The following is an 18,928-nucleotide window of genomic DNA, read 5'->3' on the forward strand; positions in this document are numbered from 1 at the left end:
TCAGCCTTGAGCGGGGGCGGCTTGCGACGAATCCGGCCTCAGAAGACGGCCAGATGTTGTTGCCTGCCGCCGCGGGCGCGTTGGGAGACTGTTTGTAAACCATTCGACCGTGTAGCTCAGCCCTTCTGCAAGCGGCACGGTCGGCCGCCAATCGAGAAGCTCTATCGCCCGTGCGATATCCGGACGGCGGCGCTGGGGATCGTCTGTGGGCAACGGCTCGTAAACGATCTCCGTGGGGGTCGGCACCATAGCGCGGATCATCTGGGCGAGCTCGTTGATGGTGAATTCGCCGGGATTGCCGAGATTGACCGGCACGCCGGGATTGGGTCTTTTGTCCATCAACGCCATCAGGCCGCCGACCAAGTCGGTGACATAGCAGAAGGATCGTGTCTGCAAGCCGCTTCCGTAGATGGTGAGGGGTTTGCCTGACAGGGCCTGCACGATCAGGTTGGAGACGATACGGCCGTCATTGGCCTGCATGCGAGGGCCATAGGTATTGAAAATGCGGGGAACCCGCGCATCGACGCGGCCGGCCCGCAACATGTCGAAGCAGAGCGCTTCGGCAGCACGCTTTCCTTCGTCATAGCAGGCGCGTGGTCCGGTGCAACTGACATTGCCGCGGTAATCCTCACGTTGGGGATGCTCGACCGGATCGCCATAGACCTCGCTCGTGGACGCCTGGAGAAAGGAAGCGGCGTGACGCTCGGCAAGCGCAAGCAGATTTCCCGTCCCTGCGACACAGGTCATCATCGTGTGGACAGGATCGGCCTGATATTGTGGCGGTGATGCTGCGCAGGCGAGATTGTAGATCTGGTCCAGCGGCTCGTCGATTTCCAGGAACTGGCAAATATCCTTTTCGATAAGCCGAAAGCGCGGATGGTTTGTCAGCGGACGAACATTATCTGGCGAGCCGGTAATATAACTGTCGACGCAAATGACGAAATCGCCGCGGCCAAGGAGCGCATCACAGAGGTGCGAACCGACGAAGCCGGCTCCTCCTGCCACCAGAACAGTCTTGCGATTTCCGCGACGATTGACATGCAGCATCGATACTCTCCTTCACGCTGAGATACGCTCGCAAGCTCGGTTTGCCGGCAGCTCCGATAGGGCTCGGACGAGTTCGGCGCCGCGGGCGGCGCCAGTATGACCAGTTAAGACCCGCCGTCTGGCGGCAGCAGCAATGGCGATACGATCGGCGTCCGCGAGATCCCTCAGCACCGCCACGACATCGGCTGGCCCCTTTGCAATGATCAAAGCCTCGCCATCGGGCAGCAATTCGTCAAGACCGCGCCAGAAGTCGCTGATAATCGGCGTTTTGCAGGCGGCCGCTTCAAACAGGCGCACGCTCGGCGACCAGCCTGCGGCGATCATGTCGCTACGGGTCACATTCAAGGTGAACCGTTGCCGACTGTAAAAACTGGGATGATCGGCGGGCGCCAGGTGCTCGATCCTCTCCACATTGCTCGGCCAGTCGATCTCGGCGGGATATTGCGGTCCCGCGACGACGAAGCGCATCGATGGCACTAGACGCGCCGGCTCCAGAAGAAGGCGTTCCAAAGTCGGCTGCCGATCGAGGCTATATGTTCCGAGATAGCCGAGATCCCAGCAATATGGCTCGCCGGTATTGGCATAGCGGCCTTCGTCGACCGAGCAGTAAAGTGCGACAGCCTTCCGCGCACCGTACCGCATCTCAAGTCGGGTCAGCACCTCTCCTCCGGAAAAGGAGAAGTAGGCGTCAAAGAGTGGGATCTGCCGCAGCGCCAGATATTCCTCGTCGCCACGGTCGATCTTTGCGAGCGTGACAGGCGTGTCGATGTCGTAAAAGCACAGGCTTTTTGGCGCCACGCTGCCGAGCCTGTCGATCAGCGCCACACCCTCGGGCACGTAGGACCCGACGATCACCGCATCAGCATGGCGCAGCCTGTGTCGATAGAGTTCGAGCATGGCGTCGATGTCGGCGTAATAAGCGAGTTCACAGAAATCCGGTGAGGCAAGATCCCGCTGGCTGGCGTACCAGGGAACGTCCCGTTCCAGGAACAGAACCCTGTGGCCGTCCTGTCGCAGCCCCTTGACGAGGGCGCGATAGGTCGTAGCGTGGCCATTTCCCCAGGAAGAAGACAGTGAAAGGCCGAGGAAGACGATGTCGAGCGATCGCATCATTCGGCGGCCTCCATCCGCGCGCCAAGACGAGCGCGGAAAATCTTGTCCACGGTTTCGGCGCGATTGGCGTAGGTGTGCTCGGCCAACACGCGCTGACGCGCGCGCTCGCCGATCCTTCGAGCCGATCGGCGCGACAAACCGGCAACCAGGTCCGCCACGTCCTGTCCGTCGCGCGCGACCAGGATTTCCTGGTCGGGCTCCAGGAAGAGTTCGATGCCCTCCCAGGCGTCGGTAATGAGGCAGGCGCCGGCGCCGGCTGCTTCGAAGACGCGGGTCGCCGGCGAGAAGCCGTTCTCCGCCATGCTGGCGCGCGATATATTGATAACCGCCATCGGGGTCACGTTGAAGGCGTTGTGATCGCGCGTCAACACATGACCGAGATAGTGGATGTTGGGCGACATCGGCTTGTCCTGCCAGCCGGAACCGCCGAGCAGGAACGCCCGGTCCGGCAGACGTGAGGCGGGCTCCAGGAAGAAGTGCTCGACCCGCGCCTCGCGGTCCGGCAGGCGATTGCCGAGGAATGCCAGATCGGCCGGGAAACGATGGTCCTCCGGCACCGGATGATGCGTTTGCGGATCGAGCGCATTATAGACCGGCACGCAGTCCGCCGCTCCGACGGAGCGGTATGCCTCCACCACCGGATCGCCGCCGCCATAGGTGAGTACGAGATCGATCCGATCGAGCCCCCGGCGCAGCCGATGATCGGGATTGGCTCTGAGTTCGGCAAGCGTTGCAGGCGCATCGACGTCCCAGAAGATTTTCAGGGCATGCGGCTGCGCATGGGCAAGCACCTCCTCGAGAAGCAGATCGTCTTCGAAACCGACGCCGCTAGCCTTGACGACGATATCGGCCTCAGCCGCAGCGCCGCTGACGGCCTTCAGGGCGCCGATCGTGCCTTCGTAGACCACGACCTTGCACCAGTCCGGCGGATCCATGTCGCGGTTCTTTTGCCGATCATAGACATCGGGTTCGTAGAAGGTGATGTCATATCCTTTGGCCGCCAGCGCCCGCAGCAGGCCGCGATAATAGGTGGCTGCGCCATTCCAATAGGCGGAGACCAGGCTCGAACCGTAAAAAGCGATTTTCATTCTGCAGCCTCCGGCGATTGGAGATTGGTGGTGACCCGGTTCGTGCCGCAGCAAGCCAGGACTTCAAAAAGCTCGTCGACACGATGCCGGCAGGTGTGGCGCGCCTTGATCGCCACGAGGCCTGATGCAGCAAGACTTGCGGCCCAGCAGGGGTCGGCAAGCACGTCGCGCAGATTTTTTCTCATGTCCTCGCCGTCGCGAACCAGAACAAAATCTGTGCCCGGTTTGAAAAGGTGCTCAGCGTCGTCCCAAGGCGCCGATATCAAAGGAATTCCGCATGAGAGCGCCTCGAAGACGCGGATCGTCGGAATACCCGGCAGATGCTCGATGTAAGGCCGGCGCGGAATGTGCACCGTGACCTTATGGCGGGCGAAGGCGACGGGAACGTCGGCATTGGCGATCCATCCGCCGTAGGCGATACCGGCGCTCTGAAGGGCATCGAGCGCATGATCGGGATAGCGCACGCCCCGTACCGTCGCGGTCAGGGCGAGCGACTTGGCAGGATGGACCAGAAACTCGGCGATTTCGGCGGACCGCTCACCATCGCCCCAGTTGCCGATCCAGATGAGGTCTCCGGTTCTTAGAACCTCCGGCATGGGTCGAAACAGAGCATCGTCGGCGGCTTCATGCCAGGTGAACACGGACTTGCCCCAGCCGGCGCTTAGATAGCGCTCCCGCAACGTCTCGCCGAAAGCCAGCACACCGTCGTAATCGGTCAGCGTCAGTCCGGCGATATCGCCTTCGGCCGAGACTGCCCGATGATGCGTGTCGTGAAAGAGCAGCGTGAAGGTGCCGCCATGGCGCCGGATGCGACCGAGACGCTCGACCAGATCGGGTTGCGTCCACTCGTGGACGATGACGACATCAGCATCGCCAAGCGCGGCTTCATGATCGAAATCCTTGCCATAGATCTGCGCGCGGTGCTGCGGAAAGGTCTCATGAAATTTTGCGATGACCGCAGACCCCTGATCGCTGACAAGATTGGCACGGCTCCAGGAATCCTCCGGTTCCAATGCCAGCGTTTCATGGCCGCGCCGTTGCAGATCGCGCATCACTCCCCGAAGAAAATGCGCGTTGCCGTGGTTCCAGTCGGAAATCAGCGAATGAGTATAGAAAACGAACTTCATGATCACTCCGCTGCTGTCGAAAAGGCGTGGCCAAGCCTGCCGGAATAAATCGCGTACATCGCTTGCGCCTGTTCCTCGAGGCTGAACCTCGCCGATCGCTCCTGCGCCTTCAGGCCAAGCGCAACCCGTTGCTGAGGGTCATCGGCGAGGCGGTTGAAGGCATCGGCGAACGCTTTGGGCTGATGCGGATCGACAAACAGCGCGGCGTCGTTCCAGATCTCGCGGTAGGTCGGAATATCGGAGAGCACCAAGGCCGCGCCCGCCCTCGCCGCTTCCAAAGCCGCCAGCCCGAAAGGCTCGTAAACCGACGGCGAAACCACAATGGCCGCCTGCCGCGCCAGAACCATCATCCGTTCGCGCGAGAGCTCGCCCAGATGGTCGGCATTGCGAAACGGCAGGTATTGCCCGTCAGGGCCACGATTTGCGCCGGCCACCTTCAGCGGCCAGCGGGTCAGGGCCGCCGCCGCATCGAGCACGGCGCCGTTCTTTCCCTCGTCCCACCAGCGGCCGGCTGCCAGGACAAAATTCTGTTTGGTCTCGCTGGAAGGCTCGAGCGCAGCCGAATTGTAGACGACGCTGAGGTTGGCGATCGGTCCATAGGCCGCCGCCATCGCCGCAGAATGGCTGCCGCTTGGTGCGATCACCGCGTCTGCACGTGCAAAACCGGCCTGGTTCAGCCGATATTGCCATTGCCAGTCGCGCGGCACCTTGGCGGCACGCACCGCCGCAAACCAGGTCACGACACAGGAATGACAGACCACGATCACCGGCAGGTTCGTTTCGATGCCCGCCGCCTGCGACGGCAAATTGAGATGAAGAAGATCTACCTTCTTTCGGCGGGCGAGATCAGCGATCAGACGGGGCACCTCGGCAACCGCCGCTTCATCCCCGGCCATCCAGTCGAGCGGCGCCTCCAGCCAGACAAGCGTACCAAGCCTATTTGCTTCGGCAATCTTTTCCGTCGTGGGTCGGGGTCCAAGCCCTGCGAAGACAACCTCGACATGGCGGGGCTTCAATCCTGCGGCCAAGTCCATGGCATAGGACCAGACCCCGCCGACGGCGTCGACCGTCATCAGCACGCGGCGGTGCCCCGGGCGTCGATTTTGTGTGGTCATGCCATTACCTTGCGCTTTTCCCTGCGGATCTGCTGACCGCCGAAACGATTGGCAATCAGCCATTCGGCCAGATGCCGCAGCCCATCGCGCCATCCGACGCCGGCGGCCCATCCGGTCTCCCTTTCGAGCTTTTCGGTATCGGCAACGAAGTAGAACTGGTCGCCGGCCCGCCAGGGGCCGAAACTGGTCTCGACCGGGCGCCCGGTCACCTCCTCGATTTCGCGCAGCACCGAAAGTACGCTGACGGCGTTTTTCGGCCCGCCGCCGAGGTTGAAAGCATTCCCGCAGACACGGTCGATATTGGCCAGCAGCGTCCGGTAGGCAGCCACGGCATCCTCCACGTGAAGAACGTCGCGCACCTGCTTGCCGCTGCCGTAGACGGAAATGGCTTCACCTGCGAGCGCCCGGATCAGGAAATGAGCGACCCAGCCCTGATCCTCGGTCCCGAACTGGCGCGGCCCATAGATGCAGCTCATCCTGAGCACTGCAGCCGGAATGCCGTAGGACTTGGCGTAGTCGAGGACATACTGATCGGCGACACCTTTCGAGCAGCCATAGGGCGTGCAGAAATCGAGCGGCCGATCCTCGGCAATCCCCCTTGTCCTTATGGTCTCGTTTTCGGGAACATATCGATCGTCGCCCTCGACCATCCCGAGATCGTCGAGGGTGCCATAGACCTTGTTGGTGCTCGCGAAGATGACGGGCGCCTGTCTACCTGCCTTGCGCACCGCTTCCAATACGTTGAGGGTGCCGCGCGCATTTGTTTCGAAATCCGCAAGCGGATCACCAATGCTGGTGGTCACAGCTGTTTGGGCGGCATAGTGGAAGACAGCTTTCGCGTCCTTGAAGGCGGCTTCGATCCCCATCAGGTCCCGGACGTCGGCAAGGACCGGATGCACCCGCGCGCCGTGTCTGTCGATCAGCCAGGAGAGGTTTTGATCGACGCCCGAGCGCCCAAGATTATCGAGAATGATGACGTCTTCACCATCGCTAAGCAGGCTGTCGGCGAGATTGGAGCCGACGAAGCCGCTGCCGCCGGTCACGACCACAGGTGTAGCGTCGGAGGCGATGTGCGGCGCTGCAAGGGCGGCAACCTCCGCCAGCTTGCTGACGCCGCCTTCCATTAGAAGACGAGCCAAAAGCTTCGGCTTGTTGTCGTGGGTAACAGCTCCAAGATGATAGTGCCGCGGATCGAACCACAAGCCTTCCTGAACAGGGACGTCCGGCGGCACATCGCACCAGGAATACCAATACATCCGGTCGGCCGGCACGTTGAGCGCCTTTATGAAGCGCCGCGCCTGTTCGATCTCGTCGTTGCGCCAGGTGGAGTAGCCCGCTTCGGTAATCCATATCTCGGCATCGCCATTGTATCGGTCGATTATCCCGCGCATCTCGCCCAGATGCATGTCCCAGCCGCCCCAGGTGGCTTCTTCACTGTCCCAGGTTCCGGGAAAGCCGTGGAAACCGACGGCATCGACGACCCCAAGCACACCGCGCACGCCCATGAGATTGAGCCAATAGGGATCAAAGGGGCACGGGCCGCCAAGGACCGGCTTATAGCCTCTCTGCTTGGCCCAGTAGGCTGCGCCTCCGACCATCTCGCAAAAAAGCAGGAAATCGCTGTCTTGACGCCAATCCCAATCGAGCAGGTTGTTCGGCTCGTTCCAGAGCTCGATGTGACGGAAATAGCGGCCGTAGCGCGTCAGGATATGGTCGACGAAATCGGCATAGGATTTGAGGTCGACCGGGGCGCCTGACGACCTGCCCGTTCGTGAGAGCGAAGGCGGTGTGTAATGGATGCAGGGTAGAAGATCGATTTGCGCTCCAACGCGCGGGATCATCCAATCGAACCATTGCTGACCGCCCGGTGCCAAGTATTCGGCCCAGGAGAGGTGTGTTCGCAGATGACTGGCGCCGCTTGCCAGAATATCCGGCAGCACGGCTTCTGTCCGCTCGTGCTCCCCCGGTCGGAACCACTCGACGAAGCCGAACTGCCTCGTCTCCTGCTTGGCAGGCCGTCCAGAGCCGATTTTCTTCATGAAACCAGCCCCCGCTCTTCCAGTTGACGCTTCATCTCGGCGCCGCGGTCGACCGCGCCGGTTTGACGGACCCAGGCGGCGAAAGGACCAAGCGCATTCTCAAGTCGGTATCTCGGTTCGAAACCAAGCAGTTCGCGGGCTTTCGAAATATCGGCAAAACAATTTCGGATGTCGCCGGAGCGAGCCTTGTTCATGATGTCGGGGCTGATATCGGGCACGCCCATGGCGTCGGCGAGAAGCGCCGCGACATCGGCGATCGAATAGGCCTGGCCGCTGCCGATGTTGATCACGTGACCGGCTGCCGCCGGCCTTTCCAAGGCCAGGCGGAACGCCGTCGCCACATCCCGCACATGGACGAAGTCGCGCCGTTGCCTGCCATCCTCGAAGATCATCGGCGGCTGCCCGTTGGCAAGCCTGGAGGCGAAATTTGCAAGCACGCCAGTATAGGGGTTGGAGAGCGCCTGCCCGGCGCCGAAGACATTGAAGAGCCGCAACGCGACGGCGTCCTTGCCGTAGGCTTCACCGAAGATCAGGACCTGCTTTTCCTGAGCGTATTTTGTCAGAGCGTATATGGAGGCAAGGTCAACGGGTTTTTCCTCGTCGGTGGCGATCGGCATGAGTTGCTCCTCGTGCGGTCCAACTGGGTCCCACCTGCCTTGCTTCAGACGATGGGCGCGGCGCCTGACATAGCCGTTCCGCTGACCATCTTCAGTCAAATAGAGCCCTTCGCCATAGACGCTCATCGAGGAGGCGACGACGATTTTCTGGACCGGCTGGCCGATCATCGCCTCCAACAGCACAGCCGTCCCAAGGTCATTGCTGCCGACGTAGCGGGCTATCTCGTACATCGATTGCCCAACACCCACCTCGGCGGCAAGATGAATGACGCCGTCGACGTCGGTAAGCGCCGCGCGGACCGCGTCCTTGTCCATCACATTGCCTCGGACGACCTGCGCACCGTCGGGCACGCTTACCTCCGCATCGGCGTGAACCTGATCAATGAGCGCATCGAAAACACGCACCTTATAGCCGTTTTTCAGAAGTTCTTCAGCGACATGGCGGCCGATAAAGCCGCACCCCCCTGTTATCAAAATCATCATTATTGGGTCCGTCCGGTCGAACAATTTGCTTCAGAGATAGCGGCCGAACCGAGCGTTCATGGAAAAGTTCCTTCATCAATGACATCTTTATTGACTTCATCATCTATGACTTCTTTGACTTCCCCCGGAACTCTTCCAACGGGCCGCAGTTCGAATGATGCCACCTGGAGGAGATCTGATGGACATTGCGACAAGGCCGACGGCCGATCTCATGCGCGCTGCGATCGTAACGGGCCCGGGGCAACTCGCGGTCGAGACGCGCGCCCTGCCGAAACCCGGTCCCAGCCAAGTCAGGATCATCTTGGAAGGCTGCGGCGTCTGCGCATCGAACCTCACCCCATGGGCAGGACCCGAATGGATGACCTTCCCGACGGAGGCCGGCGGACTGGGCCATGAAGGCTGGGGCGTCATAGATGATATGGGCAGCGACGTTGCCGGCCTGCAGGTCGGGGACCGCGTCGCGGCTCTTTCTTACCATGCCTACGCCACGCACGACATCGCCGATGCCTCGATGGTTGCGGCACTGCCCCGAGAATTGGACGGCAAACCGTTTCCGGGCGAACCGCTTGGGTGCGCCATGAACATCTTCCGCCGCAGCAATATCGAACGCGGCCAGATCGTCGCCATCATCGGCATCGGCTTTCTCGGCGCCCTTCTCACGCAGCTTGCAGCCGCCGCCGGAGCGCGGGTGATCGCCATCTCACGCCGGGCCTATTCGCTCGAGGTGGCAAGAAGGATGGGAGCAACCCAAACGATTTTCATGGACGATCATTGGCGCGTCATCGAGAACGTCAAAACGCTGACGGACGGCAATCTCTGCGACCGCGTCATCGAGGCCGTGGGCAAACAATGGCCGCTCGACCTGGCAGGCGAGCTTACCAGGGAACGCGGGCGATTGATCGTCGCCGGCTATCATCAGGATGGGCCTCGCCAGGTGAACATGCAATTGTGGAACTGGCGCGGCCTCGACGTCATCAATGCCCATGAGCGCGACCCGGCCGTTTATATGCAGGGCATTCGGGAGGCCATCGAGGCTGTGCGCCATGGGCGGATCGATCCGCAGCCGCTTTACACGCACGTCTATCCACTGGAAAGACTGGATGAAGCGCTGAACACCACGCGCGACCGCCCGGACGGTTTTCTCAAGGCGCTGGTGCAATATCGATGAACGAGTTGCTTTCACCAAAGACGGCAGCCTTAGCCGCCAAGCCCATAAAACTCGGCTTTCTCGGCGTCGGATGGATCGGCCGGCACCGGATGAAAGCAATCCTCGACAGCGGTATAGCTGAAGCTGTCGCGGTCGCCGATCCTTCGGCCGAGATGACGCGGGAGGCGCAGATATTGGCTCCCGATGCCCGGATTGCCACCGGGCTCGACGAACTGCTCGACCAACAGCTCGACGGCATCGTCATTGCGACACCGAGTGCTGCCCATGCCGAACAGTCGATCCGTGCCCTTGAGGCGGGCTTGGCCGTCTTTTGTCAGAAACCGCTGGGGCGGACGGCATCCGAGGTCAAAGCTGTCGTCGATACCTCCAGAACAGCCGACCGACTGCTGGCTGTCGACCTGTCCTATCGCTATACGCAAGGCATGCAGCAGATCCATAAACTCATCCGCGCCAACGCTCTCGGCAAGGTATTCGCAGCCGATCTGACCTTTCACAATGCCTACGGTCCCGATAAACCCTGGTTCTACGACAAGACCCTATCGGGCGGCGGCTGTGTCATCGATCTCGGGGTCCACCTCATCGATCTGGCCTTATGGTGCCTCGATTTTCCGTCGGTCACTGCCGTCACCAGCGAACTCAGAGCTGGCGGAGAAAGACTTGCAGACAGCAGCCAAGTCGAGGATTTTGCCTGTGCGACGCTGACGCTTGACGGCGGCGCGGTCATTCGCCTCACATGTTCGTGGCGGCTTCAGGCCGGCTGCGATGCGGCTATCAGTGCCAAGTTCTTCGGAACCGAAGGTGGCGCCTCGTTCGAGAATGTCGGTGGATCATTCTATGATTTCACCGTCGCAAGGCTGTTCGGCACATCGCACGAAACGCTCACCCAGCCGCCGGACGACTGGGGTGGACGGGCAGCCGTTGGTTGGGCGAGACGACTGGCTGCAGGTCAGCGCTATGATATCGCATGCGAAGAATTTGTCGCAGTTGCGGAAGCGATCGACCGGATCTACGCGCAAAATGGGAGAGCCCCTAGGTGCCCTTGAGGAGACCATAGAGGACGATTGTGGCATAAAGGACGAACGCGACGACGCCGACCGTTCCGATCAGAATGAGCGCTATCCTCCCGGCATTGAGCCTGGTGCGCTTTTCAGCGGAGGACGATGCCGGCCGCTGGATCGGATCTTTGTCCGAGCCCGCGCTCATTGCGCCTGCTCCGTCGCCGGCGTCGGCGATGCCTCGTCCGGTTCACTGGGATGGGTGATCAATGTAAAGGCGAGCGCAGCTACGCAAGCCAGAACGAAAATTGTCACGACGAACAACATCATCCTTCGTGGCGCCTTTGCATTCTCATGCGGTGTGGCCAAGCCCCTGTCCCAGCTATTTCTCGTCTCGTTCATGGCGCACCCCTCTGCGGAAGATCGGTCTGTTCGTCGAGTTCTTCCTTCAGCTCGTTGCGCCGACCGCGCAGCCGCGAAGCCTTCACGCGGTCGATTGCCGCCTCCGTCGGCTCAACCAACGGGCCGCTGTCGTCAGGAATACCGAATCCGCTTTGAGCGATTGTCTCGTTCTCCGGCCGTTCGTTCGTGCCGGTCAAGGTCTTTGCGCGTTTGTTCATCACATCCTCCAATCAGGAGTTAAAATGATTTTGCTTCGAACAAGAAGGAACGTCCGGATAAGCCAAACAACAGACGATAGTGTTAGTTCCGGCCGGCCCGACAACTCCTAGGAGGCTGTCGCGCCGGACATCGCGACGGGATCGTTGCGACATCAGCGCCTCGACGAGGTCAACGGATGTCCACCCTATTTTCCCAATTCGACCATGTGGATCGACGCGACGGGCATCCTCGCATCTCCGGGAACTTTTGCGCCAAGCTGGGGTTGGAGCGCCGTCGAGAATTGCTGAGGAGAAACCATCGTGAAAGCTCTGACCTGGCACGGCAAGCATGATATCCGCTGCGAGAGCGTTCCCGATCCTAAGGTTGAGGACGGCCGCGACGCCATCATCAAGGTCACCGCCTGCGCGATCTGCGGATCGGATCTGCATCTTTACGACGGCGTCATGCCGGAAATGCATAGTGGCGACGTCATGGGCCACGAAACCATGGGTGAGGTCGTCGAGGTCGGCAAGGACAATACCAAGCTCAAGGTCGGCGATCGCGTCGTCGTTCCCTTCACCATTTCCTGCGGCGAATGTTTCTTCTGCAAGCGCGGCTTCTACTCCGGCTGCGAGCGCTCAAACCCCGATCGCACGAAAGTCACGAAACTCTGGGGCAATTCACCGGCGGGGCTGTTCGGCTATTCGCATCTGCTCGGCGGTTATGCCGGCGGACAGGCGGAATATCTGCGCGTGCCCTATGCTGATGTCGGTCCGATCAAGGTGCCGGAGGGGCTTTCCGACGAGCAGGTGCTTTTCCTTTCGGACATTTTCCCTACAGGCTACATGGCAGCCGAGTTCTGCAATATCCAACCCGGCGACACGATCGCGATCTGGGGCTGCGGACCCGTCGGCCAAATGGCGATCCGCTCGGCTTTCCTGCTGGGCGCCGCGAGAGTGATTGCCATTGACTCCGTGCCTGAGCGCTTGGCGCTTGCCAAGGTGGCCGGAGCCATCCCAATCGACTTCATGGATGAGGACATCTACGACAAGATCATGGAATTGACCGATGGTCGTGGTGCCGACGCCTGCATCGATGCCGTCGGAACCGAAGCCGAGGCCGCCGCCAGTTGGGATTCGCGGCTAGACCGCATCAAGGTCGCCCTGTTCATGGGAACCGATCGGCCGCACGTGCTGCGCCAGGCCATCCACTGTTGCCGCAACTTCGGCACGGTCTCGATCGTCGGCGTCTATGGCGGTTTCCTCGACAAGATCCCCATGGGCTCGGCGATCAATCGCGGCCTGACCTTCAAGATGGCCCAGACGCCGGTCCAGCATTATCTGCCGATACTGATGGAGCGGATTCAGAACGGCGAAATCGACCCCTCCTTCGTCGTCACCCATCGCGGTACGCTGGAAGATGGGCCTGCTCTCTACAAGACGTTCCGCGACAAGCAGGACGGATGCATCAAGGTTGTCCTGAAACCGTAAGGAGACGCATCATGGCTCGCAGTCAATCAGGCAAAGGCCTCGCCGTCGTCACCGGCGCATCCACCGGCATCGGCTACGAACTGGCGAAATGCGCAGCGCAGGACGGCTATGATCTCATCATTGCCGCCGATGAGGAGCGCATCAACTTGGCGGCGGCAAATCTCAAGGAGTTCGGCACGACGGTCGAGGCCGTCGAAGCCGACCTATCGACGCTCGAAGGCGTGGATCGGCTCGTCGAGCGCATCACCGCCAGCGGCCGGTCGGTCGATCTGCTGATGGCCAATGCCGGGCGCGGCCTCGGCAAGGGCTTCCTCGACCAGGAATTCGGCGAGGCGCGCAAGGTCGTCGATACCAACATCACCGGCACGATCTATCTGATCCATGCGATCGGCAACCAGATGCGCAGCCGCGGCCAAGGCCGCATTCTGCTGACAGGCTCGATCGCCGGTTTCATGCCCGGCTCCTATCAGGCCGTCTATAACGGCACCAAGGCGTTTATCAACAGCTTCTCCTTTGCCCTACGCGAGGAATTGAAGGAATCAGGCGTAACCGTCAGTTGCCTCATGCCGGGGGCGACGGAGACCGAGTTCTTCAAGCGGGCCGATCTCATGGATACGGCCATCGGCCAAGCGGAGAAGGATGATGCCGGCGAGGTCGCACGGATCGGCTATGACGCGATGATCGACGGCGAAGGCGACGTCGTCAGCGGCTGGAAGAATAAATTGCAGGCAGCCGTTGCCAATGTCACGCCGGCAAGCATCTTGGCCCACCAGCATTCGAAAATGGCAGAGCCGGGTTCCGGCAATAAATAGAGCGGCTGTGCAGACGACGCGGCGATCCGGTCCGCGTCGTCCTCCAGCTGCTTACTCGCGCTCGACGAATTTGTTGAACCGGCTGGTCTTCCCGTCCCTGGTCTTGTCCTGATAGAGAAAAGCCAACTTGTTTTCGTCGAAGATCTTGAAGAACTCGCCCCAACCGATTTCGTCGAATTCCTCTTCCTTTTCCCCGAAATCGATGCGCAGCACACCGCCTTTTTCGCTAGTGCGGATAACGGCCGGCTTGCCATCTCTTTTTTCCGCCCATTTCTGGATCGTCTTGTGGTCCGTCGTCGTCTCAGAACTGCTCATTGATGCCTCCGTCTGTTCGAAGTTATGTGATCTAGCCGTCAACGAAGCGGTCACAACAATGGTTGTCTTTGCTTCCAATTGCGGTACGGGGCGAGCAGTTCGCCGGGATAGCGACGCTCGATCTCGGTTTCGGTCAAGGCGATCCGGGCGAGGGTCTCTTCTGCATCGTCGGCCGCTTCGCTTGCCTTTTCGAGCTTGCTCATGGTCGCGAACAACTCGTCGTCGACCATAGCCTCCAAGCGAGAGGCAAAATCCTCAACGGGTTCGCTCATGAGTGGATTGGGGGACATTTAACGCCTCTTCGCTGATGCCTCTCCAACTTCACTCCTCGCACGAAGTTCCCTCGACCACGGAGCAAGACTGCTTATGTCGCCGCCTGCTCTTCCCGGTATAACCGCCAGGGAACCGTCGCCACGGTCAGGCGGGGACCGCCGAGCCTGACCAGTTTTGCCCGTAGCCGGCCGGCCCTGTTCATGTGCAGCAGGTTCTGCCACCACCTGTCTTTCACCGTTTCCGGGATGAGAACCGCCACCCGCCTCTCCGGGCTGTCGGCATCCAGCTTTTCGATCAGCCGCAAGAGAGGTTCATGCAATTGCCGGTATGGAGCGGGAATGAGCATGAGCCTCGGCGGCGTCAGTCCGCGTGCGGCAAGCGGCTCCTCCACTTCAACCTGCCATTCCTCACGGATGGCCTTTTCGCTTTCGTCGCGATCTGGTCCGCCGAGACGAACGAAATGGACGGCGACCACGTCAGGCGAGATTGTCAGGGCAAACTTAATGGCGCGTTCGCTCAATCTGTTCCACCGTTCGGTGACGACGAGAACCGTCGGCGGCTCGATATCGTCAACTCTGATCGGACCCGGTTTTCGCAGTTCGCGTTGAAGCGACCTGTAGTAGCCCTTGATCGACTTCAAAATGACGATGGTTACCGGCACCGCAATCAGTGTGATCCACGCGCCTTCCACAAATTTTGCAACCAGAATGATGATGAGCGCTGCCCCTGTCGAAATCGCGCCGACGGCGTTCATCGTCAGCTTCGCTGGATATTTTTTTGACTGGCGTCGCCAATGCATCGTCATCCCCGCCTGGGAGACGGTAAATGTCAGGAACGCGCCAATCGCAAAAAGTGGAATGAGGTTGTCGGTGATCCCTCTAAAGACGATCAGCAGCAGCCCGGCAAACACAGAGAGAAAAACGATGCCTACGGTGAACATCAGCCGACGCCCTGGCTGAGCGAAGGCCTTGGGCAGATAGCCATCGGCGGCAACCATCTGGCAAAGGCGGGGAAAGCCGACAAAGCTGGTATTGGCCGACAGGCATAGGACACTGAGAAGGCTTGCCATCGCAATGTAATAGAAAGCGCCGTGACCGGCGACGGCAGCAATCAACTGCGACAGAACACTCTGATAGCCCGCTTTCGTCTGATCCATTGCGCCGATCTTGTAGGTAGTGGCGATAGCGGCGACACCACTAAGAAGCAGGCCGAGAATGACGACGATTACGGTCAGGGTAATATATGCGTTACGCATGACGGGTTGCCGGAACGATCCCATTCCGTTTGAAACGGCTTCCACGCCAGTCATGGCGGTGCAGCCGCTGGCAAAGGCGTGCATGAGCAGCCATATCGTCGCTCCCTGTGTTACAGGCCCGAGCGGCGGCGGCGCGATGACGGGCGCAGGTTGGCCTTCCCAAACGATCCCGACGAGCCCATAGCCGATGGCGCCCAGGAAGCAGAGGATAAAGACGTAGGTCGGCAACGCAAACAGCCAGCCCGCCTCCCCCGTTCCGCGCAGATTTGCAAGCATCACAAGGAGAACGACTCCGAGGCACAGCGGCAGGATGTACGGGTGAAGGCCCGGCATCGCCGATACGAGTGCTCCCACCCCCGCCGAAACGCCCACAGCAACGTTCAAAACGTAATCGATCATCAAAGCTGCGGCGGCAAGCAAGCTCGGATATTCCCCCAAATTCTCCTTCGCCACCACATAGGCGCCGCCACTCGTGGGGTAAGCGGCAAGGGTCTGCCGATAGGAGAAATAAAGGATCGCCAGCAGCGTGACGATGCAGCCCATGACAGGTCCGATATAGACCAGACCGAGCGCGCCGAGCGGAATGAGGATGGTCAGAGCTGCTTCCGGGCCGTAGGATGATGATCCGAGGCCGTCCAGACCCATTGCGGGGATTGCTTCTTTCCAGCCGATCTTCTTGTCTTCGTGCTCGCGGTTGGCGAGACGCCGGCCGAGCAGGAGCTTACTTAGGTTCAATTTTTTGTCCTCGTCGATGGAGCCATCCCAACATCGGGCAATCGTTCGAGTTCCCCGAAAATCCGGATGCAAACCTCGCTTTGGATTACGCAGCTGCAGCAAGCGCGCATGTGTTCACGATCTCTGAAAGCCGCGTGCGTTCGCGCAACATTTGACCCGCGCACGGCCCAGCCCATCTTTACCAGTATCGGCGCGGCGCTGGCGCACTTTCGGATCCCTGCCACCCGACAGGGCTAGCGATTGCAGCCATGCAGTTTTCCGGGCCGTCGAAGACGGTGGAGATGATCCATGGACATGACCCGCATTCGAGATCACATGGTGGACCATCAACTCACGCGCCGGGGCATACACGATCGACAGGTCATCAGCGCCATGCGCACTGTGCCGCGCGAGAAATTCGTAGATCCTGGTTTTGAAGAATCCGCCTATGAGGATGCACCGCTGCCGATCGGCGAAGGCCAGACGATTTCGCAGCCGTTCATCGTCGCTTTGATGATCGAAAAGGCCGGGTTGAACTGCGGCGATATCGTGCTCGAGGTGGGGACGGGCTCCGGCTATGCTTCGGCCGTCATCAGCCGGATAGCGACGTGCGTCTACTCCATCGAACGCCATGAACGGCTGGCGCTTCAGGCTCGTGAACGGTTCGCGCCGCTGGGTTATAGCAACATTGATGTCCGGATCGGAGACGGCAGCCTGGGCTGGGCCGAAGCTGCGCCGTTCGACGCCATTATCGTTTCTGCGAACGCACCCGAGGTGCCGTCCGCCTTAAAGGAGCAGTTGGCCCTCGGCGGGCGGCTCATCATCCCGATTGGCCACGGCAATACCCAGCGGCTAAAACGCGTCACGCGCACCGGGGCCGCCGCTTTCGAGGAAGAAGATCTCGGCGGGGTGATCTTCGTTCCTTTGATCGGCCAAGAAGCCTGGAGCGCTGCACACCCGATGTACACTGCGACCGTCCCGTTGCAGGGAACTTATGCATCGGAGCAAAGTTTTCTGCAAAATCAGCAGGGAGAGCGAATGGGAGAAAGACAAAAGTCGCCAGACCTGCCGGAAGGTGTGCTCGATCATGGCAAATTCCAGCGGAGGTTCTGGGCAGTTCAACGCATTTCCTGGATCGTCTTTGTGCTGGTTCTGCTGGCCTGCCTGTTGGGTTTGCTCGGCAGAGGTGGCCTGTTTTCACGGCAGATGCTCTTTTTAGCCGATGGCTCTGTCGACTTTCCCGTCATCTCCCGGTGGAATGCGCCAGAGGATATGGTCGTCAACTTCGCGCCGTCATCCGAAGACAGGATCTTCACGATGGATGCCGAGTTTCTTCAAACCTTTTCAGTCGAGGGCGTCGACCCACCGCAAAGGGCGACCTTCGCGCGCGAAGGCAGGATAGGCTATATGTTCCCCGGCGATCCGGCCGGGCGGACGCAGGTCGTGTTCCGTCTGCAGACACAGCTCGTCGGCTCCCGCCGCGCCACCATCGGCATCGGCGAAGAGATCCGGACGCAATCGACCTTCATCTTTCCCTGAGGGCGACAACGTGGACGCGGTACTGCGCGGATTAGCGATCTATTTCACACTGCTGGTGATCATTCGCCTCTCGGGCAGACGGACGTTGGCGCAAATGACGCCATTCGATCTTGTGATCGTGCTGGTGATTTCAGAAACCACGCAGCAGGCGATGTTGGGGGACGATTTCTCCATCACGAACGCCGTCATCTTGATCCTCACGCTATTCACCACAGACATCGGTCTGTCCTATGTGAAGAGGTGGTGGCCCCCCGCAGCGCATATCGTCGATGGCGTGCCGACCGTACTCGTGGCGGACGGCGTTTACGACGAACGCGCGCTTAAGGGCTCCCGGCTGCAGAAAGAAGATGTCATGGAAGCGGCGCGAAACCAGGAAGGCATCGAGAGCGTAGCGGAAATCAAGTTTGCGATCCTTGAGGTGAGTGGCAACATCAGCATCATCAAGAAGCGAAATCCTGCTGACGATTGAACCGTCCTTGCGTTGGCCAACCCGATCTTCCGGATCACATCGTGCAAGCCTCGCCCGGCGCGAGGACACGGGAACTCTCGGCCTCTCCAATAGTTTAGCGGTGACCAACCCAGGAGATCCCGATGAAACGCTTTATCATTGCCTCACTTGCCCTCTCGCTCGCCGTTCCTGCCTTCGCGCAGTCGGCCGCCGAAAAGACCGGCGTCAATTCGTTGATGGGCGTTCCGCCGAAAACCGAGGATTTCGTCAAAGAAGCAGCAGCCAGCGACATGTTCGAAATCGCTTCCAGCAAACTGGCTGCCGAGCGTGGCGACGATGCGACGAAAGCCTTTGCCCAGCAGATGGTTGCCGACCATCAGAAGACCAGCGGTGAACTGAAGGCACTGATCTCCGGCGGCAAGGTCAAGGCCACCCTTCCCGACGCCATGACGTCGGCTCAGCAAAGCATGCTGGACAAGCTCAACGGCCTGCAGGGAGATGATTTCAACAAGCAATATCATTCGGACCAGGAAGAAGCTCATGAAGATGCCGTCGATCTTTTCAAGCGCTATGGCGATGAAGGGGACAATCCCGAGCTGAAGGCATGGGCGGCAAGCACACGCCCTGCTCTCGAACATCATCTTCAGATGGCCAAGGAACTTAACAAGTAAGCAGTGATAGAGCTTCGGT

The 18,928-nt window shown here is 60.3% G+C and carries 20 protein-coding genes; 7 read left to right on the plus strand and 13 right to left on the minus strand.

The features are described 5' to 3' along the window. The 7 genes from ATY75_RS15315 to ATY75_RS15345 are packed head-to-tail and all read right to left on the minus strand — an operon-like array spanning nt 1 to nt 8,629. Nucleotides 1-1,047 carry a UDP-glucuronic acid decarboxylase family protein gene (locus ATY75_RS15315; RefSeq protein WP_088938222.1) on the minus strand — a complete coding sequence of 349 codons (1,047 nt, stop codon included), beginning with the start codon at nt 1,045-1,047 and terminating at the stop codon, nt 1-3. Nucleotides 1,048-1,059: 12 nt separating this feature from the next. Further along, a complete protein-coding gene (locus ATY75_RS15320) occupies nt 1,060-2,160 on the minus strand; it encodes a glycosyltransferase (protein WP_088938223.1) in 1,101 nt (366 codons plus the stop codon). Further along, entirely contained in the window at nt 2,157-3,248 is a 1,092-nt protein-coding gene (locus tag ATY75_RS15325) for a glycosyltransferase (RefSeq protein ID WP_088938224.1), read from the minus strand. Before ATY75_RS15325 ends, ATY75_RS15320 begins: the two co-directional genes overlap by 4 nt. Beyond that, the gene (locus tag ATY75_RS15330; protein WP_088938225.1) at nt 3,245-4,375 is read right to left on the minus strand and encodes a glycosyltransferase; all 1,131 of its coding nucleotides are present in this window, start codon (nt 4,373-4,375) and stop codon (nt 3,245-3,247) included. The genes ATY75_RS15325 and ATY75_RS15330 overlap by 4 nt, the downstream gene beginning before the upstream one ends. Before the next feature lie 2 nt (nt 4,376-4,377). Beyond that, nucleotides 4,378-5,448, minus strand: a complete 1,071-nt coding sequence (locus tag ATY75_RS15335) for a glycosyltransferase family 4 protein (RefSeq protein WP_088938264.1) — start codon at nt 5,446-5,448, stop codon at nt 4,378-4,380. A gap of 38 nt (nt 5,449-5,486) precedes the next feature. After that, nucleotides 5,487-7,529 (minus strand): NAD-dependent epimerase/dehydratase family protein, encoded by a 2,043-nt coding sequence (locus tag ATY75_RS15340; protein ID WP_088938226.1) that lies wholly within the window; start codon nt 7,527-7,529, stop codon nt 5,487-5,489. Continuing rightward, nucleotides 7,526-8,629, minus strand: coding sequence for an NAD-dependent epimerase/dehydratase family protein (locus ATY75_RS15345; protein ID WP_190241363.1), 1,104 nt, complete (start codon nt 8,627-8,629; stop codon nt 7,526-7,528). The genes ATY75_RS15340 and ATY75_RS15345 overlap by 4 nt, the downstream gene beginning before the upstream one ends. Before the next feature lie 178 nt (nt 8,630-8,807). Here ATY75_RS15345 and ATY75_RS15350 point away from each other — a divergent pair, with 178 nt between their 5' ends. Together ATY75_RS15350 and ATY75_RS15355 are read left to right on the plus strand one after the other, a co-directional pair. Then, nucleotides 8,808-9,797 (plus strand): zinc-binding dehydrogenase, encoded by a 990-nt coding sequence (locus ATY75_RS15350; RefSeq protein ID WP_088938227.1) that lies wholly within the window; start codon nt 8,808-8,810, stop codon nt 9,795-9,797. Then, on the plus strand, nt 9,794-10,840 hold the full coding sequence (locus ATY75_RS15355) for a Gfo/Idh/MocA family oxidoreductase (RefSeq protein ID WP_088938228.1): 1,047 nt from the start codon (nt 9,794-9,796) through the stop codon (nt 10,838-10,840). The genes ATY75_RS15350 and ATY75_RS15355 overlap by 4 nt, the downstream gene beginning before the upstream one ends. On the opposite strand, the gene ATY75_RS34615 is transcribed toward ATY75_RS15355, so the two are convergent. Genes ATY75_RS34615 through ATY75_RS15360 form a run of 3 tightly spaced genes read right to left on the minus strand, consistent with a single transcriptional unit; the run spans nt 10,827 to nt 11,412 of the window. Continuing rightward, nucleotides 10,827-11,000: a hypothetical protein gene (locus tag ATY75_RS34615; RefSeq protein WP_171899849.1), complete on the minus strand. Its 174-nt coding sequence runs from the start codon at nt 10,998-11,000 to the stop codon at nt 10,827-10,829. The genes ATY75_RS15355 and ATY75_RS34615 overlap by 14 nt on opposite strands. Then, nucleotides 10,997-11,194, minus strand: a complete 198-nt coding sequence (locus tag ATY75_RS33935) for a hypothetical protein (RefSeq protein WP_143535307.1) — start codon at nt 11,192-11,194, stop codon at nt 10,997-10,999. The genes ATY75_RS34615 and ATY75_RS33935 overlap by 4 nt, the downstream gene beginning before the upstream one ends. Then, nucleotides 11,191-11,412, minus strand: a complete 222-nt coding sequence (locus tag ATY75_RS15360) for a hypothetical protein (RefSeq protein ID WP_088938229.1) — start codon at nt 11,410-11,412, stop codon at nt 11,191-11,193. The genes ATY75_RS33935 and ATY75_RS15360 overlap by 4 nt, the downstream gene beginning before the upstream one ends. 300 nt (nt 11,413-11,712) lie before the next feature. Here ATY75_RS15360 and ATY75_RS15365 point away from each other — a divergent pair, with 300 nt between their 5' ends. Then, entirely contained in the window at nt 11,713-12,882 is a 1,170-nt protein-coding gene (locus tag ATY75_RS15365) for a zinc-dependent alcohol dehydrogenase (protein WP_088938230.1), read from the plus strand. 11 nt (nt 12,883-12,893) lie between these two features. Next, the gene (locus tag ATY75_RS15370) at nt 12,894-13,694 is read left to right on the plus strand and encodes an SDR family NAD(P)-dependent oxidoreductase (protein WP_088938231.1); all 801 of its coding nucleotides are present in this window, start codon (nt 12,894-12,896) and stop codon (nt 13,692-13,694) included. Between the two features lie 51 nt (nt 13,695-13,745). Here ATY75_RS15370 and ATY75_RS15375 read toward each other — a convergent pair whose 3' ends face one another. From ATY75_RS15375 to ATY75_RS15385, 3 genes are all read right to left on the minus strand, one after another. Next, nucleotides 13,746-14,009: a hypothetical protein gene (locus ATY75_RS15375; RefSeq protein ID WP_088938232.1), complete on the minus strand. Its 264-nt coding sequence runs from the start codon at nt 14,007-14,009 to the stop codon at nt 13,746-13,748. 50 nt (nt 14,010-14,059) lie between these two features. Continuing rightward, on the minus strand, nt 14,060-14,299 hold the full coding sequence (locus tag ATY75_RS15380) for a hypothetical protein (RefSeq protein ID WP_088938233.1): 240 nt from the start codon (nt 14,297-14,299) through the stop codon (nt 14,060-14,062). A gap of 74 nt (nt 14,300-14,373) precedes the next feature. Further along, the gene (locus ATY75_RS15385) at nt 14,374-16,272 is read right to left on the minus strand and encodes an APC family permease (RefSeq protein ID WP_088938234.1); all 1,899 of its coding nucleotides are present in this window, start codon (nt 16,270-16,272) and stop codon (nt 14,374-14,376) included. A 288-nt stretch (nt 16,273-16,560) separates the two neighbouring features. Between ATY75_RS15385 and ATY75_RS15390 the strand changes: the two genes are divergently transcribed. From ATY75_RS15390 to ATY75_RS15400, 3 genes are all read left to right on the plus strand, one after another. Continuing rightward, the gene (locus ATY75_RS15390) at nt 16,561-17,790 is read left to right on the plus strand and encodes a protein-L-isoaspartate(D-aspartate) O-methyltransferase (protein ID WP_064841823.1); all 1,230 of its coding nucleotides are present in this window, start codon (nt 16,561-16,563) and stop codon (nt 17,788-17,790) included. A gap of 10 nt (nt 17,791-17,800) precedes the next feature. Then, nucleotides 17,801-18,259 (plus strand): YetF domain-containing protein, encoded by a 459-nt coding sequence (locus ATY75_RS15395; RefSeq protein WP_088938235.1) that lies wholly within the window; start codon nt 17,801-17,803, stop codon nt 18,257-18,259. A gap of 122 nt (nt 18,260-18,381) precedes the next feature. Further along, nucleotides 18,382-18,909, plus strand: a complete 528-nt coding sequence (locus ATY75_RS15400) for a DUF4142 domain-containing protein (RefSeq protein ID WP_064841821.1) — start codon at nt 18,382-18,384, stop codon at nt 18,907-18,909. Nucleotides 18,910-18,928 lie beyond the last annotated feature (19 nt).

The organism is Rhizobium sp. N122, assembly GCF_002211295.1.
Classification (GTDB): domain Bacteria; phylum Pseudomonadota; class Alphaproteobacteria; order Rhizobiales; family Rhizobiaceae; genus Rhizobium.